Source organism: Acidovorax sp. AC410, from assembly GCF_979253235.1.
The window spans coordinates 3,839,428-3,853,711 of sequence record NZ_CEEDCG010000001.1 but is presented as its reverse complement, the minus strand read 5'-3'; the positions used below and the strand labels follow the sequence as shown (position 1 = coordinate 3,853,711).

Here is a 14,284-nt window from a genome sequence, read left to right as displayed (position 1 = left end):
GCAGCGCCTAGCCAGAACCGCTTCGCTGGGCTTTTTTAGCCGCTCAAGCAGCCAAGGATTTGAAAACCCATTCAATTCGCCACCACAAGACAGCAGACCCGGCTCTACCGGGCGCCCCAAGTAACGGAGACAAAACCATGACCGACACCAGCACACGCCTGAACCATCCATCCCTTCATCGCCGCAGCCTAGCCGGCGCCTTAGCCCTGGCGGCGCTCACGGGCAGCGCCCTGCTGCCGGCCAGCGCAATGGCCGATACCTATCCGGCCAAGCCCATCCGCGTGGTGGTCAACTTCCCGGCGGGCGGCGCGGCCGACCAGATCGCGCGCGCAGTGACGGTGCCGCTGCAGGCGGCGCTGGGCCAGCCGGTGGTGGTGGAGAACCGGGGCGGCGCGGGCGGCAACATCGGTGGCGAGGCGGTGGCCAAGTCGCCGGCCGATGGCTACACGCTGCTCATGAGCTCGGGCGGCATGGTCTCGGTGAACCCGCACATCTACCCCAAGATGCCCTTCGACCCGGTGAAGGACCTGGTGCCCGTGGCCGCGGCGGCGCGCGTGCTGGTGTTCCTGGAGGTGCGGCCCACGCTGCCGGTGAACACCATCCAGGAGTTCCTGGCGCACCTCAAGGCCAACCCGGGTAAGCTGAGCTTCGGCACGCCGGGCAACGGCAGCTCGCCGCACCTGGCGGCCGAGATGCTCAAGGCCCAGGCCAACGTGTTCGCGGTACACGTGCCCTACCGCGGCGCTGCGCCCGCCATGCAGGACCTGCTGGGCGGACAGGTGGACTTCATGTTCGACCCGGGCATCGGCCTGCAGCACGTGAAGGCCAACAAGCTCAAGCTGCTGGCCGTGGGCAGCTCCAAACGCTCGCCGCTGTTCCCCGATGTGCCCACGCTGGCCGAGGTGGGCTTGAAGGGCTTTGACGCCGACACCTGGTTCGGCTTCTATGCGCCCGCAGGCACCCCGGCCGAGGTGGTGACGCGCCTGAACCGCGAGATCAACAAGGTGCTGGCCACGCCCGCCGTGCAGGAGCGCATCACCGCCCTGGGCGGCGTGCCCGCGCCCATGTCGCCCGCCGACTTCAATGAGCGCGCAAAGATCGACAGCACGCGCTTCGGCGCGCTGATCAAGGCGCGCAACATCAAGGGCGATTGATCCCTGGGGCGGCAGCGCGGCCAAGCGCCGCGCGCCAAAGCCCGCACGGTGCAGTGCGAGATTGACGGCAAACCCGGCCTGCCGGCCTATAGTCCCGCCCTTTGCAACCACCACCCTGCGAGGTACCCCATGGCGCGCAAGCCCCAGATCATCCTGTCGTCCCTGGACGTCGACCGCATCGAAGCCCTGCTGGCCGCTATTCCCGCCAGCGTCTTCCCCGGCAAGGCCGATCTGCAGGCCGAGATTGACCGCGCCGACGTGGTGGCGCCCGAGGACATCCCGCCGCATGTGGTGACGATGAACTCCACGGTGCAGTTCGCCATCGAAGAAACGGGCAAGGAGTTCTGCCTGACGCTGGTGTACCCGCGCGACATGGACGGCAGCGCCGACCGCCTGTCGATCTTCGCGCCCGTGGGCAGCGCCCTGCTGGGCCTGGCGGTGGGCGATGCGCTGGTGTGGCCCGGCCCCGGCGGCAAGCCGATGACGGTGCGGGTGAAGGCCATCCTGTACCAGCCGGAAGCGGCTGGCGAACTGCACAGGTAAGCCTCACCCCGGGAGGCGTGGCGCATCCGCTGCAAATTGCAACAGGTGTTGCGTTGTCATGCCCTGCTGCGACAATCGACGGCCATGACCGCGCCCCCGCAACTGCCCGATGAACCCAACGCCACGGCAGCGACCCTGGCGGCCGACCCCTTGTTCGACCCGGACTCCACCACCGCCTTCCAGCAGCGCATGGAGCGGGCCCCCGAATGGTTCTGCTCCTTCCTGGCCGGCAACATCCGCGAGAAGAGCCGCCTGAAGCGTGAGATGGCGACCATGAAGGGATCGGTGGCCTGGCTCATGAAGCAGCGCCGCCAGGGCAACTGGACCGCCGAGGAACGGGAGCAGTTGCGCGACGTGATGCGCTCGGCCTCGTCGGTCAGCCCCTACCTGTTCATCTGGGTGATCCCCGGCTCGATGCTGCTGCTGCCCTTCATGGCCTGGTTCCTGGACAAGCAGCGCAAACGGCGCGAAGGCCCGCCACCGGTCTGACGGCCCGCAGGCAGCCCAAAGCCTGCTTCGGGGTAGTACCCACGCGCCTCCGGCGAATCACGCCCAGTTGCTGCCGAGGGCCACCAGCATGCCCGCCCCCACCAACCCAGCCTGCCAGCGCAGCGCCATGGACCAGGTGGGCACGTGGCGCTCCACCCGCTGGTAGAGTTCGCGGCCTGCCAGCAGCGACAGGGCAAAGGCCAGCGCCATGCCCAGGGCGTTGAGCACGGGCGATTCGGGGAACAGGTGCCCCACCACGGCGTTGACCAGCAGGCACACGGCAAAATGTACGAGGAACACCGAGTAGGACATCTGGCCCAGCCGCACCAGCGGCGCCACGCCCTGCCACTGGCGCAGGCGCACCGAGCGCAGGGCAACCACCAGCAGCACGGCGGTCACCAGCGCGACGGCGATGCGGCCGCGGTATTCCAGCGCCAGCGCGGCGCCGCCGAGCAGCACGATCAGCGCAAGCCAATCGGTGGCGCGCGGCGCCTTCACGGCCCAGTAGGCCATCATGCCCAGGCCATAGGCGCCAAAGAAGTACCAGGCCCACATGTCCTGGCCGCTGTCGAGGTTGAACACCAGCAGCGATGCCGCCGTGAGCGCCACCAGCAGGCCCTGGGCCAGCACGGACCCATGGCGGCGCGCCCAGTCGCCGGGAAGCGCCCGTACAGCGGCCCAGACCAGAACGCTGAGCGTGAACAGCTGGAAGTCGATGGCCACGTACCAGACGCCGGCCGACAGCGCGTCCTCGCCCACGATGTCCTGCAGCAGCAACGCATTGGCCAGCAGTTGCGCCAGCGTCGGCTCATCGGGCACGGAGTGGTGGCTCATCCAGGAGCGCACCAGCGCGGCCACGAGCACCGCCAGCAGCAGGGCCACGGCGTAGGGCACGATCAGGCGCACGAAGCGTTTGGTGACCGCCGTGAGCGCGCTGTCGAAGCGCGCCACGCCCTGGGGCGCCAGGCTGGCCGCCGCCAGGTAGCCACCGAGCACCAGGAACACCTGCACCGCCATGCGCCCATAGTCGTACAGCCAGGCCATCAGCCAAGGCGCCAGTGGCGCGGCGATGTCGGACATCGGGCCGTAGAAGGCCAGGTGGTGGCAGACGATGGCGGCGCACGCCAGCCCTTTGACCATGTCGATCAGGGGTGTGCGGGAGGTGGCGGAGGACATGGAGACGGAAGAAGCGAAATGGAATGACCCGCCCGCCGATGCGGGCAAAAGCCCCTGATTATCGCTTGTTACAGAAATTTGCGCTTCGCGGCGCCTGCACGGACACCCGCGGCCAGGCACCGCGCAGAAGGGGGCTCGGGCGGACGTGGGCAGGGCCCGGCGACCGCCTGCGCAGCCAGGCGCTCAGAGCGCCAGGCGCGCGCGGGCGGCCTGGTACTCGCTGCGCAGGCGCGCCACGAACTCGGCCGTGCTGGTCACGGCGTCGATGGAGCCGATGCCCTGGCCGCAGCCCCAGATGTCCTTCCAGGCCTTCTTGGCGTCGCCGCCGAAGTTCATCTTGCTCGGGTCGGATTCCGGCAGGTTGTCCGGGTCCATGCCGGCGGCGCGGATCGAGGGCGCCAGGTAGTTGCCATGCACACCGGTGAAGAGGTTGCTGTAGACGATGTCGTCGGACGTGCCGGCGACGATGGCCTGCTTGTACTCGTCGCTCGCGCGCGCCTCGTGCGTGGCGATGAAGGCCGAGCCGATGTAGCCGAAGTCGGCGCCCATGGCCTGTGCGGCCAGCACCGCATCGCCGCTGGCAATGGCGCCGCTGAGCGCGATGGGGCCGTCGAACCACTGGCGGATTTCCTGGATCAGGGCGAACGGGCTCTTCACGCCCGCATGGCCCCCGGCACCGGCGGCCACGGCGATCAGGCCGTCGGCGCCCTTCTCGATGGCCTTGTGCGCGAACTTGTTGTTGATGATGTCGTGCAGCACGATGCCACCCCAGGCGTGCACGGCCTGGTTCACGTCCTCGCGCGCGCCCAGGCTGGTGATGATGATCGGCACCTTGTACTTGGCGCAGACCTGCATGTCGTGGTCCAGGCGGTCATTGCTCTTGTGCACGATCTGGTTGATGGCGAAGGGCGCAGCCGGCTTGTCGGGGTTGGCCTTGTTGTAGGCCGCCAGCGTCTCGGTGATCTCGGCCAGCCATTCGTCGAGCAGTTCGGCAGGGCGCGCATTGAGCGACGGCATGGAACCCACCACGCCGGCCTTGCACTGCTCGATCACGAGCTTGGGGTTGCTGATGATGAACAGCGGCGAGCCGATGACGGGCAGGGACAGGTTCTGCAATGCGGGAGGCAGCTTGGACATGGCGGGTTCGTTCCAGTTTGAAAGGATGGATGAATGGATCAGGTTCTTGTGGGGTACAGGGCCCGCGCACATCGCGCCGGCCCCGCATGTCTCCCCCGTGCGCTCAGAAGGAGTCGAGCGCCAGCTCCGTCACGCTGTCGGCGCCTTCGACGATGCTGTCGCGCAGGCCCGGTGCCTTGACCAGGATGTGCTCGGCATAGAACTGCGCCGTGGTGATTTTTGCCTGCATGAAGGCGGCATCCTGTCCCTTGTGCAACAGCTCCTGGGCCGCCAGCAGGCTGCGCGCCAGTTGCCAGCCTGCCACCAGATTGCCCGCCAGCATGAGGTAGGGCACGCTGCCGGCGAACACGGCGTTGGGCGAGGTCTTGGTACCACCGGCGACGAAGTCCACCACGTCCAGGAAGGCCTGGCGTGCGGCGGCCAGGCGGCGCGCCACGGCCTTGGCGGCGGGGCTGCCGTTGACCAGCAGTTCGGCCTCGGTCTTCTCGATCTGTGCGGCAATGCCCTTGGCGGTCTGGCCGCCGTCGCGCGCGGTCTTGCGGCCCACGAGGTCGTTGGCCTGGATGGCCGTGGTGCCTTCGTAGATGGTGAGGATCTTGGCGTCGCGGTAGTACTGGGCGGCGCCCGTTTCCTCGATGAAGCCCATGCCGCCGTGCACCTGCACCCCCAGGCTGGTGACTTCCAGGCTCATCTCGGTGCTGTAGCCCTTGACCAGCGGCACCATGAATTCGTAGAACGCGGCATTCTGCTTGCGCGCATCGGCATCGGGGTGGTGGTGCGCGGCGTCGTAGGCGGCGGCGGCCACAGTGGCCATGGCGCGGCAGCCCTCGGTGTAGGCGCGCATGGTCATGAGCATGCGGCGCACGTCAGGGTGGTGGATGATGGGCGCGCTGGCGGCAATGGAGCCATCCACGGGGCGGCTTTGCACGCGGTCCCGGGCGTAGCCCACGGCCTTCTGGTAGGCACGCTCGGCAATCGCAATGCCCTGCACGCCCACGGCGTAGCGCGCGGCGTTCATCATGATGAACATGTATTCGAGGCCGCGGTTCTCCTGGCCCACGAGGTAGCCCACGGCGCCGCCATGGTCGCCGAACTGCAGCACGGCCGTGGGGCTGGCCTTGATGCCGAGCTTGTGTTCGATGCTCACGCAGTGCGCGTCGTTGCGCGCGCCCAGGCTACCGTCGGCGTTGACCAGGAACTTGGGGCAAACGAACAGGCTGATGCCCTTGACGCCCTCGGGCGCACCCTGCACACGGGCCAGCACCAGGTGCACGATGTTGGCGGCCATGTCGTGCTCGCCATAGGTGATGAAGATCTTGGTGCCGAAAACCTTGTAGCTGCCGTCGGGCTGGGGCTCGGCACGCGTGCGCACCAGGGCCAGGTCGGAGCCGGCCTGGGGCTCGGTCAGGTTCATGGTGCCGGTCCACTCGCCGGTCACCAGCTTTTCGAGGTAGGTGGCCTTGAGCTCGTCGCTGCCGGCCGTGAGCAGCGCCTCGATGGCGCCATCGGTCAGCAGCGGGCACAGCGCGAAGCTCATGTTGGCGCTGTTGCACATCTCGATGCAGGCGGCGCCGATGGTCTTGGGCAGGCCCTGGCCACCAAAATCGGCCGGGTGCTGCAGGCCCTGCCAGCCGCCTTCGCCGTACTGGCGGAAGGCGTCCTTGAAGCCCGGGGTGGTGGTGACCACGCCGTCTTTCCAGCTCGACGGGTTCTTGTCACCCTCGAAGTTCAGCGGAGCCAGCACGCCCTCATTGAACTTGGCGCACTCTTCGAGCACGGCCTGGGCGGTATCGAGGCCCGCGTCTTCGAAGCCGGGAATCTGTGCGATCTGTTCAATGTTGGCCAGGTGCTCGATGTCGAACAGCATGTCCTTGACCGGGGCGGTGTAGCTCATGGATGTCTCCGGGAAAAATTCTCAAAAAAAAGGCACCGCAAGCGATGCCCTTCTGTGGCAGTTGGTGCCGTCAGGCCGCCTTACAGCGCCTTGACCAGCTCCGGCACAGCGGTAAACAAGTCCGCCTCCAGCCCATAGTCCGCCACACTGAAGATCGGCGCCTCCGCATCCTTGTTGATCGCCACGATCACCTTGGAGTCCTTCATCCCGGCCAAGTGCTGGATGGCTCCCGAGATACCGGCCGCGATGTACAGCTGCGGCGCCACGATCTTGCCCGTCTGGCCCACTTGCCAGTCGTTGGGCGCGTAGCCCGCATCCACCGCAGCGCGGCTGGCGCCCAGTGCGGCGCCCAGCTTGTCGGCCAGCGGGGTCATCACTTCGTCGAACTTTTCCTTGCTGCCCAAGGCCCGGCCACCGGAGACGATGATCTTGGCGGCGGTCAGCTCGGGGCGGTCGCTCTTGGCGATCTCGCTGTCCACAAAGACGCTCTTGCCCGTATCCGCCGTGGCGGCGGAGGTTTCGGTGGCGGCACTGCCACCGGATGCTGCTGCCGGGTCAAACCCCGTGGTGCGCACGGTGATGACCTTGGTGGCGTCACTGCTCTGCACGGTGGCAATCGCGTTGCCGGCGTAGATGGGGCGCTCGAAGGTGTCGGGGCTGACCACCTTGGTGATGTCGCTGATCTGGGCGACGTCGAGCTTGGCGGCCACGCGGGGGGCCACGTTCTTGCCGCTGGCGGTCGCGGGGAACAGGATGTGGCTGTAGTTGGAGGCGATGGCCAGGACTTGCGCGGCCACGTTCTCGGCCAGGCCGTGTTCCAGGCCGGGGGCATCCGCATGGATCACCTTGGCCACGCCGGCGATCTGGCCGGCGGCCGTGGCTGCAGCACCGGCATTGTGGCCGGCGATCAGCACGTGGACGTCGCCGCCGCAGGCAATGGCGGCGGTCACGGTGTTCAGGGTGGCGCCCTTGACGGCGGCGTTGTCGTGTTCAGCAATAACGAGTACCGACATTTAGATCACCTTCGCTTCGTTCTTGAGTTTCTCGACCAGGGCGGCGACATCGGCCACCTTGACGCCGGCACCGCGCTTGGCGGGCTCGGTGACCTTGAGGGTCTTGAGGCGCGGCGTGACGTCCACACCCAGGTCTTCGGGCTTGAGGGTATCGAGCTGCTTCTTCTTGGCCTTCATGATGTTGGGCAAGGTGACGTAGCGGGGCTCGTTCAGGCGCAGGTCGGTGGTGATGACTGCGGGCAGGGTCAGGGCCAGGGTTTCCAGGCCGCCGTCGACTTCGCGGGTCACGCTGACCTTGTCGGCAGACAGTTCCACCTTGCTGGCGAAGGTGGCCTGGGGCAGGTCGGCCAAAGCGGCGAGCATCTGGCCGGTCTGGTTGGCGTCGTCGTCGATGGCCTGCTTGCCCAGGATCACGAGGCCTGGCTGTTCCTTGTCGACCAGGGCTTTGAGGATCTTGGCCACGGCCAGGGGCTGCAGTTCGACGTCGGTTTCCACCAGGATGGCGCGGTCGGCGCCAATGGCCATGGCGGTGCGCAGGGTTTCCTGGCACTGGGCCACGCCGCAGGAGACGGCGATGACTTCGGTCACCAGGCCTTTTTCTTTCAGGCGCACGGCCTCTTCGACGGCGATTTCGTCAAAGGGGTTCATGCTCATCTTCACGTTGGCGATGTCCACACCCGTTTGGTCCGACTTGACTCGGACTTTGACGTTGTAGTCGACCACGCGCTTGACAGGGACCAAGACCTTCATTGCTGCGGCTCCTAGAGTTGGTTGAATTGACGTTTACGTAAACTGGAACATTCTATGCCGCAGTGCACCCAAAAGGGTGCAGGCCGGCGCCCCATCGGCTGCAGGGGCATAAAAAAGAACGATCGTGCTTTTTCGTGATTATAGGGCACTTGGCGAACCGCCCGATGTCTCGCCGGAGGCACCGGGCTGAACGGCGCCGGAAGGGACGGAAATGCCCGCGGGTGCGGCACCGTCCTTGAACTGCACCACGCGCTGGGGATAGGGGATGTCGATGTTCGCGGCGCGCAGGCCTTCGAGGATGGCGATGTTGATGGCCGAGCGCAGGTTGAGCGAGCCGGCCGAGGGATCGCTGATCCAGAAGTTGAGGCTGAATTCGAGCCCGTCGGGCGCGAAGTTGACGAGGAAGGCCACGGGCTCGGGCTCCTTGAGCACGCGCGGCTGCGCTGCGGCGGCGGCGCACAGGATGGCCTGCACCTGGCCCACGTCGCTGTCGTAGCCGACGATGATGTTGGTGGTGACGTTGAACTTGCGGTCGGCGTCGGACAGGTTCTCCACGCGCTGGGTGATCAGCGTCTCGTTGGGCACGATGGACTCGCGCCCGTTGCCCGCACGGATCAGGGTGTAGCGGGTCTTGATGTCGGTGATGCGGCCCTCGAAACCATCGACGCGCACGTTGTCGCCGATGCGCAGCGAGCGCTCCAGCAGGATCACGAAGCCGCTCACATAGTTGGAGGCGAGCTTTTGCAGGCCAAACCCCAGGCCCACGCCGACCGCCCCGCCCAGCACCGACAGCGCGGTGAGATCCACCCCGACCGCCGACAGCGCGAACAGCATGCCCACGAGCAGCAGCACGGCGCGCACGGCGTTGCCGGCGACCTTGCGCATGGACAGATCGGTGACGGCCGTGCTGAGCACCCGCCGCTCGAAGGTGGCCGAGATCCACAGCGCGGCCACCAGCACCAGGCTGGCCGACAGCGCGCCCTCGATCAGCGTGGCGACACTGACGGTGGACTTGCCGAAGTTGAGCGTGATGCTGTCGAGCTCGCTGCGCACCACGGGCAGCAGCCCCACGATCCACAACACGGCCGCGCCCCAGATGACCCAGGAGAACAGCCCTTCGAGCAGGCGTACCAGGGCCGAGGTAGGGAACGCCATGCGCAGCACGCGGGCGATGAAGCGGATCAGCGCGAGCGAGACCAGCATGGGGACTGCGATGCGCAGCACGAAGACTGGGTGGTAGTGCTCGACCGCCAGGCGGCCTGCAAACGTCAGGACCAGGGCGATCAGGGGGAAGAGCAGGCCGTCGATGGTGTTGCGGCCGATCCAGACGGAGTCGGGGGGTTGGTTGCGGCCTATCAGTCTGGCGGTGAACAGGGCGATGGCGATGGCGATGGCCAGGACGCCGAGTTCCAGCCAGACGCTGGAGTGATTGAAGTCGGTGAGGAGTTTGTCGAGGATTTCCATGCGGTGGTGGTCTGTGTCACACGGGGCTATTTTTTGCCGATGGTGACTGTTTGCTTGGGTGAAAGGCGGAGGCCGGGATGTGCGCCCGGCGGCGCAGTAACTTTCTCTTGCGTCGCCAAGAGAAAGTCACCAAAGAGAAGGCGACCCCCAGTCTGCGACCCCCGTTCGCCCTGTCGGGCGAACGGGGGCAACCTGCGATGCTCGGATCTGGGGTGGGCGTCGATGAACTCGCTGCGTTCTTCGAACTCCGCTCAGACAGCATCGACGAGCTAGACCACGAAGTGCATGTGTCCTTCGGCACATGCACCCACCCCAGCTCCTGCGCTTCTCGGCGCAGCCAGCAGGGGTAGGAAGCGGGTACCACACGGCTGCTGCCTTGGCAGCCGCGCCGGGTGTCGGTTACGCGCTGCGCGCTGCCGACGCAACTGACGCGATCGCTTTGGCGAGCCGAGCGCAGCGAAGGACCACCAGGCCGAGCGAAGCAATGGCCCGTATGGGGCCCCCAGTCCCTTCTGGACGTGCCGAGAAGCGCAGAAGCTGGGGTGGCGCGTGTGCCGCAGGACACACGCGCATCGTCATCTGGCTCGCCGAAGCTGTTTGACCGGAGCTGCCTCGCAGAGGCAGCGCAGGGAGTTCTTCGGCGCACCCCAGCTTCGAGCATCGCAGGTTGCCCGCAGCGAAGCGAAGGGACACGGACAGCAGGGTCGCCTTTCTTTTGGGTACTTTTCTTTGGCGAAGCAAAGAACAAGTACCTCGGCCGCCGGGCCGAGACCCGGCCTCCGCCTTCAGCAAAGGAACTGAAGCAATAAGAACCCATGTCGGCCGACCATCATTTCCAGGCCGGAGCCCGCTTCTCAACAAACGCCCGAGCCCCTTCTTGAGCAGCCCCATCCATCATGTTCACCGCCATCGCCTGTCCCGCCAACTGGTATGCCGCTTCCACTCCCAACTCCCGCTGCTGGTACACCAGCGCCTTGCCCATGGCCACAGCAACCCGCGGCTTCTGCAGGATGGACGCCACCAACTTCTCCACCTCCGCATCCAACCCAGCCGCAGGCACCACCCGATTCACCAGCCCTTGCTCCAGAGCCGTAGAAGCATCAATGAAATCCCCAGTCAACAGCATCTCCATCGCCCGCTTGGCAGGCACATTGCGCACCAGCGGCACACTGGGCGTAGCGCAGAACAGGCCGTAATTGATCCCGCTGGTCGCAAAGGTCGCGCTGTCCGCCGCCACAGCCAGATCGCACTGCGCGACCAGCTGGCACCCAGCCGCAGTGGCCATGCCCTGCACCCGTGCGATCACCGGCACGGGCAGCTTGTGGATGGTGAGCATCATGCGGCTGCACTGCGCGAACAGCTGCTGGTACCAGGCCAGGTCCGGGTGGGCCGCCATGTCCTTGAGGTTATGGCCAGCGCAAAAAGCCTTGCCTTCGGCCGCCAGCACCACGACACGCGCAGTGTCGTCGCGCGCCACGGCATCGAGCGCCTGCTGCAGGGCGGTGAGCATCTCCGAGCCCAGGGCATTGAAGCGCGCAGGGTCATTGAGCGTGAGGGTCACCACGCCGCGAGCGTCCCGTTCCACGCGCAGAGGCTGTTGAGGTTCCGTCATGGTTGCTCGTTTCAATCCAAAAATCACAGGTCGGCCAGCACGCGCAGATGGGCTTCCACACTGCGTGCCAGGGGCCCCATCACATAGCCGCCCTCCAGGCAGGAGACGATGCGCCCTTTGGAATAGCGCTGCGCGATGTCCTTCACGCGCTGGGTGATCCAGGCATAGTCCGATTCGGTCAGGCCCAGCTGCCCCATGTCGTCCTCGCGGTGGCCGTCGAAGCCGGCGCTCACGAAGACCATCTCGGGCTTGAAGGCCTCGAGCCGGGGGATCCACATCATCTCGATGATCTCGCGGATGTCCATGCCGCGCGTGTAGGCCGGCACCGGCACGTTGACCATGTTGGGCGCGGGATCCTGGTCGCCGCTGTAGGGGTAGAACGGGTGCTGAAAAATGCTGACCATCAGCGCCCGCGGGTCATTGGCGAGGATGTCCTCGGTGCCATTGCCGTGGTGTACGTCGAAATCGACCACCGCCACGCGCTGCAGGTTGTAGCGCTGCAATGCGTACTTGGCGGCCACGGCCACGTTGTTGAAGAAGCAGAAGCCCATGGCCTTGCTGCGCGTGGCATGGTGGCCCGGCGGGCGCACGGCGCAAAAGGCGTTCTCCATCTCGCCGGCCATCACCGCGTCGGTGGCGGCCAGGGCGGCCCCGGCGGCGCGCAGCGAGGCCTTCCAGGTGTGGGCGTTGATGGAGGTGTCGGGGTCGAGCTGCGAGTAGCTCGGGCCGCCGGCCAGGATCTCCTCGTTGAGCCGGTCGGACAGGCCGCGCATGGCGGCCACGTGCAGGCGGTCGTGGGCCAGCTCGATGTCGGCCAGGGATGCCTCGGGCGCCTCGCGGCGGTCCAGCGCATCGCCCACGCCGGTGATCAGCAGCCGGTCTTCGATGGCATCGAGCCGCTCGGGGCACTCGGGGTGCCCGGGGCCCATTTCATGCTTCCAGCAATCGCGGTGGGTGAAATAGCCCGTTTTGCTCACAGTCAATCCCCGTCAATTGTCTTTTTCGGATAACGTCGCGCTATGACTATGAATGCACAGCACAAGATCAAATCGCTTCTGGACCAGCTTAACACGGTGATCGTGGGCAAACAGGCCCAGGTACAGGACTGCGTGGCCTGCCTGCTGGCCGGCGGCCACCTGCTGATCGAGGATGTCCCGGGCGTGGGCAAGACCACGCTGGCCCATGCGCTGTCGCGCACCTTCGGGCTGCAGTTCTCGCGCGTGCAGTTCACGGCCGACCTGATGCCCAGCGACCTGACCGGGGTGTCGGTGTACGAGCGCGGCAAGGAGTCCTTCGTGTTCCACCCCGGCCCGGTGTTCGCCCAGGTGCTGCTGGCCGATGAAATCAACCGCGCCAGCCCCAAGACGCAAAGCGCGCTGCTCGAAGCCATGGAAGAAAAGCAGGTGTCGGTGGAAGGCGAGACGCGTGCCCTGCCCCACCCCTTCTTCGTGATCGCCACGCAGAACCCGCACGATCAGCTCGGCACCTTCGCGCTGCCCGAGTCGCAGCTGGACCGCTTCCTGATGCGCATCTCCATCGGCTACCCCGACCGCGCGGCCGAGCGCGTGCTGCTGGCCGGCGCCGACCGGCGCGACATGGTGGACTCCATGCTGCCCCAGTTGTCGGATGAAGAACTGGCCGAGCTGCAGCGCCAGGTGCTGGCGGTGCACACGGCCGATCCGCTGCTCAACTACGTGCAGGACCTGATCGCGGCCACGCGCTCGGGCCGCTGGTTCCTGCAGGGCCTGTCGCCGCGCGCCGGCATCGCGCTGGTGCGCGCGGCCAAGGCGCAGGCGCTGATCAGCGGGCGCGACTATGTGGCGCCCGACGACGTGCAGGCCGTGCTGCCCCAGACCATTGCCCACCGCCTGGTGCCGGTCGGCGATGCCGGCCGCGGCGCGGTGGAGCAGGTGCGGGCCATGGTCGAGTCCGTGCCCTTGCCTTGAGCCCGAGGGACATGGCAACCGCCACATCGCCCACGCCATCGCCCGGCCGGCTGCGCGCCGCCCTGGCGGCGCTCAACCCGCTCACGCGCGTGCGCAAGCGCTTTGAGGCCTGGTGGATGGTGCGCCGGCCGCTGAGCGACACGCTCACGCTGACGCAGCGCAATGTCTACATCCTGCCCACGGGCGCGGGATGGATGCTGGCGCTGACGCTGTTGATCCTGCTGATCGCCTCCATCAACTACCAGCTCAACCTGGGCTACCTGCTGACCTTTTTGCTGGCCGGCAGCGCGGTGATCGGCATGCACATCTGCCACGCCACGCTGCGCGGCATCACGCTGCACCTCAAGGAGCCCGAGCCGCACTTCATGGGGACCAGCGCCACCATCGAGGTCCAGGTATCCAGCGAACGCAAGACGCCGCGCTATGGCATCGGTCTGGCCGTGCATGGCAGCGGTGGCGAGGCGCACCACTGGGCCTGGACCGATGTGCCCGCACAGGGACGCTCCACCGTACACGTGGCCTTCGCGCCCCCGCGCCGGGGCCTGCACCGCGTGCCCGTGCTCACGGCCGAGACGCGGTTTCCGCTGGGCACCTTCCGCGTGTGGACCTATTGGCGCCCGGCGGCCCAGGTGCTGGTGTACCCGGCGCCCGAGCTGCCGCCGCCGCCGTTGCCGCCTGGCGAGCCGCGCGGCGCCGGCACCGGCAGCGCGCCGTCCCAGGGCATCGGCGAGTTCGATGGGGTACGCGCCTACCGGCGTGGCGACCCGCTCAAGCTGGTGGTCTGGAAGAAGGCCGCCAAGACGCTGGGCACCGGCACCGACGACCTGGTAAGCCGCGATTCGCAGCAGGCCCAGCGCCACGAACTCTGGCTGGACCCGGCCCTGGCCGCCCTGCCCGACCCGGAAGCCCGCATCTCGCGCCTGGCGGCCTGGGTGCTGCAGGCCGACCGCCTGGGCCTGGACTATGGCCTGCGCCTGCCCGGCGTGGAGATCTCGCCCGACACGGGCACCGCCCACCGCCGCCGCTGCCTGGAAGCGCTGGCGCTGTGCTGAACTTCTGCCGGCAACAAGCCATCCAAACGCATTGCCCCTTGCCTCCTTTTTTGC

At 67.1% G+C, this 14,284-nt stretch carries 13 protein-coding genes; 5 read left to right on the top strand and 8 right to left on the bottom strand.

Annotation, left to right across the window (positions count from 1 at the left end; all coding sequences use genetic code 11):
- The first annotated feature begins 137 nt into the window (after positions 1 to 137).
- The 3 genes from AC0IZS_RS17830 (at position 138) to AC0IZS_RS17820 (ending at position 2,186) form a co-directional block, all read left to right on the top strand.
- A complete protein-coding gene (locus tag AC0IZS_RS17830) occupies positions 138 to 1,154 on the top strand; it encodes a Bug family tripartite tricarboxylate transporter substrate binding protein (RefSeq protein ID WP_471636826.1) in 1,017 nt (338 codons plus the stop codon).
- Between the two features lie 129 nt (positions 1,155 to 1,283).
- Positions 1,284 to 1,697 (top strand): nucleoside diphosphate kinase regulator, encoded by a 414-nt coding sequence (rnk, locus tag AC0IZS_RS17825; protein WP_057199729.1) that lies wholly within the window; start codon positions 1,284 to 1,286, stop codon positions 1,695 to 1,697.
- Between the two features lie 84 nt (positions 1,698 to 1,781).
- Complete coding sequence (locus AC0IZS_RS17820) at positions 1,782 to 2,186, top strand: hypothetical protein (protein WP_471636825.1); 405 nt, start codon at positions 1,782 to 1,784, stop codon at positions 2,184 to 2,186.
- A 57-nt stretch (positions 2,187 to 2,243) separates the two neighbouring features.
- On the opposite strand, the gene AC0IZS_RS17815 is transcribed toward AC0IZS_RS17820, so the two are convergent.
- The 8 genes from AC0IZS_RS17815 to AC0IZS_RS17780 form a co-directional block, all read right to left on the bottom strand.
- Entirely contained in the window at positions 2,244 to 3,362 is a 1,119-nt protein-coding gene (locus tag AC0IZS_RS17815; RefSeq protein ID WP_471636824.1) for an acyltransferase family protein, read from the bottom strand.
- A gap of 183 nt (positions 3,363 to 3,545) precedes the next feature.
- Complete coding sequence (locus tag AC0IZS_RS17810) at positions 3,546 to 4,499, bottom strand: NAD(P)H-dependent flavin oxidoreductase (protein WP_471636823.1); 954 nt, start codon at positions 4,497 to 4,499, stop codon at positions 3,546 to 3,548.
- A gap of 103 nt (positions 4,500 to 4,602) precedes the next feature.
- Complete coding sequence (locus AC0IZS_RS17805; protein ID WP_471636822.1) at positions 4,603 to 6,393, bottom strand: acyl-CoA dehydrogenase; 1,791 nt, start codon at positions 6,391 to 6,393, stop codon at positions 4,603 to 4,605.
- Positions 6,394 to 6,473: 80 nt separating this feature from the next.
- A complete protein-coding gene (locus AC0IZS_RS17800) occupies positions 6,474 to 7,406 on the bottom strand; it encodes an electron transfer flavoprotein subunit alpha/FixB family protein (protein ID WP_471636821.1) in 933 nt (310 codons plus the stop codon).
- The gene (locus tag AC0IZS_RS17795; RefSeq protein ID WP_471636820.1) at positions 7,407 to 8,156 is read right to left on the bottom strand and encodes an electron transfer flavoprotein subunit beta/FixA family protein; all 750 of its coding nucleotides are present in this window, start codon (positions 8,154 to 8,156) and stop codon (positions 7,407 to 7,409) included.
- 138 nt (positions 8,157 to 8,294) lie between these two features.
- Positions 8,295 to 9,620: a mechanosensitive ion channel family protein gene (locus AC0IZS_RS17790; protein ID WP_471636819.1), complete on the bottom strand. Its 1,326-nt coding sequence runs from the start codon at positions 9,618 to 9,620 to the stop codon at positions 8,295 to 8,297.
- 829 nt (positions 9,621 to 10,449) lie between these two features.
- A complete protein-coding gene (locus tag AC0IZS_RS17785) occupies positions 10,450 to 11,232 on the bottom strand; it encodes an enoyl-CoA hydratase (protein ID WP_471639547.1) in 783 nt (260 codons plus the stop codon).
- A gap of 23 nt (positions 11,233 to 11,255) precedes the next feature.
- Entirely contained in the window at positions 11,256 to 12,161 is a 906-nt protein-coding gene (locus AC0IZS_RS17780) for a histone deacetylase family protein (protein ID WP_471636818.1), read from the bottom strand.
- Positions 12,162 to 12,257: 96 nt separating this feature from the next.
- On the opposite strand from AC0IZS_RS17780, the gene AC0IZS_RS17775 reads away from it, so the two are divergent.
- The gene (locus tag AC0IZS_RS17775) at positions 12,258 to 13,178 is read left to right on the top strand and encodes an AAA family ATPase (RefSeq protein ID WP_322595541.1); all 921 of its coding nucleotides are present in this window, start codon (positions 12,258 to 12,260) and stop codon (positions 13,176 to 13,178) included.
- Positions 13,179 to 13,189: 11 nt separating this feature from the next.
- Positions 13,190 to 14,230, top strand: a complete 1,041-nt coding sequence (locus AC0IZS_RS17770; RefSeq protein WP_471636817.1) for a DUF58 domain-containing protein — start codon at positions 13,190 to 13,192, stop codon at positions 14,228 to 14,230.
- Positions 14,231 to 14,284: the final 54 nt, after the last annotated feature.

Coding starts and splice junctions, on each gene's coding strand:
- AC0IZS_RS17770 (WP_471636817.1), top strand. CDS start 13,190: ATGGCAACCGCCACATCGCCCACGCCATCGCCCGGCCGGCTGCGCGCC.
- AC0IZS_RS17790 (WP_471636819.1), bottom strand. CDS start 9,620: ATGGAAATCCTCGACAAACTCCTCACCGACTTCAATCACTCCAGCGTC.
- rnk (WP_057199729.1), top strand. CDS start 1,284: ATGGCGCGCAAGCCCCAGATCATCCTGTCGTCCCTGGACGTCGACCGC.
- AC0IZS_RS17785 (WP_471639547.1), bottom strand. CDS start 11,232: ATGACGGAACCTCAACAGCCTCTGCGCGTGGAACGGGACGCTCGCGGC.
- AC0IZS_RS17810 (WP_471636823.1), bottom strand. CDS start 4,499: ATGTCCAAGCTGCCTCCCGCATTGCAGAACCTGTCCCTGCCCGTCATC.
- AC0IZS_RS17815 (WP_471636824.1), bottom strand. CDS start 3,362: ATGTCCTCCGCCACCTCCCGCACACCCCTGATCGACATGGTCAAAGGG.
- AC0IZS_RS17830 (WP_471636826.1), top strand. CDS start 138: ATGACCGACACCAGCACACGCCTGAACCATCCATCCCTTCATCGCCGC.
- AC0IZS_RS17805 (WP_471636822.1), bottom strand. CDS start 6,393: ATGAGCTACACCGCCCCGGTCAAGGACATGCTGTTCGACATCGAGCAC.
- AC0IZS_RS17775 (WP_322595541.1), top strand. CDS start 12,258: ATGAATGCACAGCACAAGATCAAATCGCTTCTGGACCAGCTTAACACG.
- AC0IZS_RS17800 (WP_471636821.1), bottom strand. CDS start 7,406: ATGTCGGTACTCGTTATTGCTGAACACGACAACGCCGCCGTCAAGGGC.
- AC0IZS_RS17795 (WP_471636820.1), bottom strand. CDS start 8,156: ATGAAGGTCTTGGTCCCTGTCAAGCGCGTGGTCGACTACAACGTCAAA.
- AC0IZS_RS17780 (WP_471636818.1), bottom strand. CDS start 12,161: ATGGGCCCCGGGCACCCCGAGTGCCCCGAGCGGCTCGATGCCATCGAA.
- AC0IZS_RS17820 (WP_471636825.1), top strand. CDS start 1,782: ATGACCGCGCCCCCGCAACTGCCCGATGAACCCAACGCCACGGCAGCG.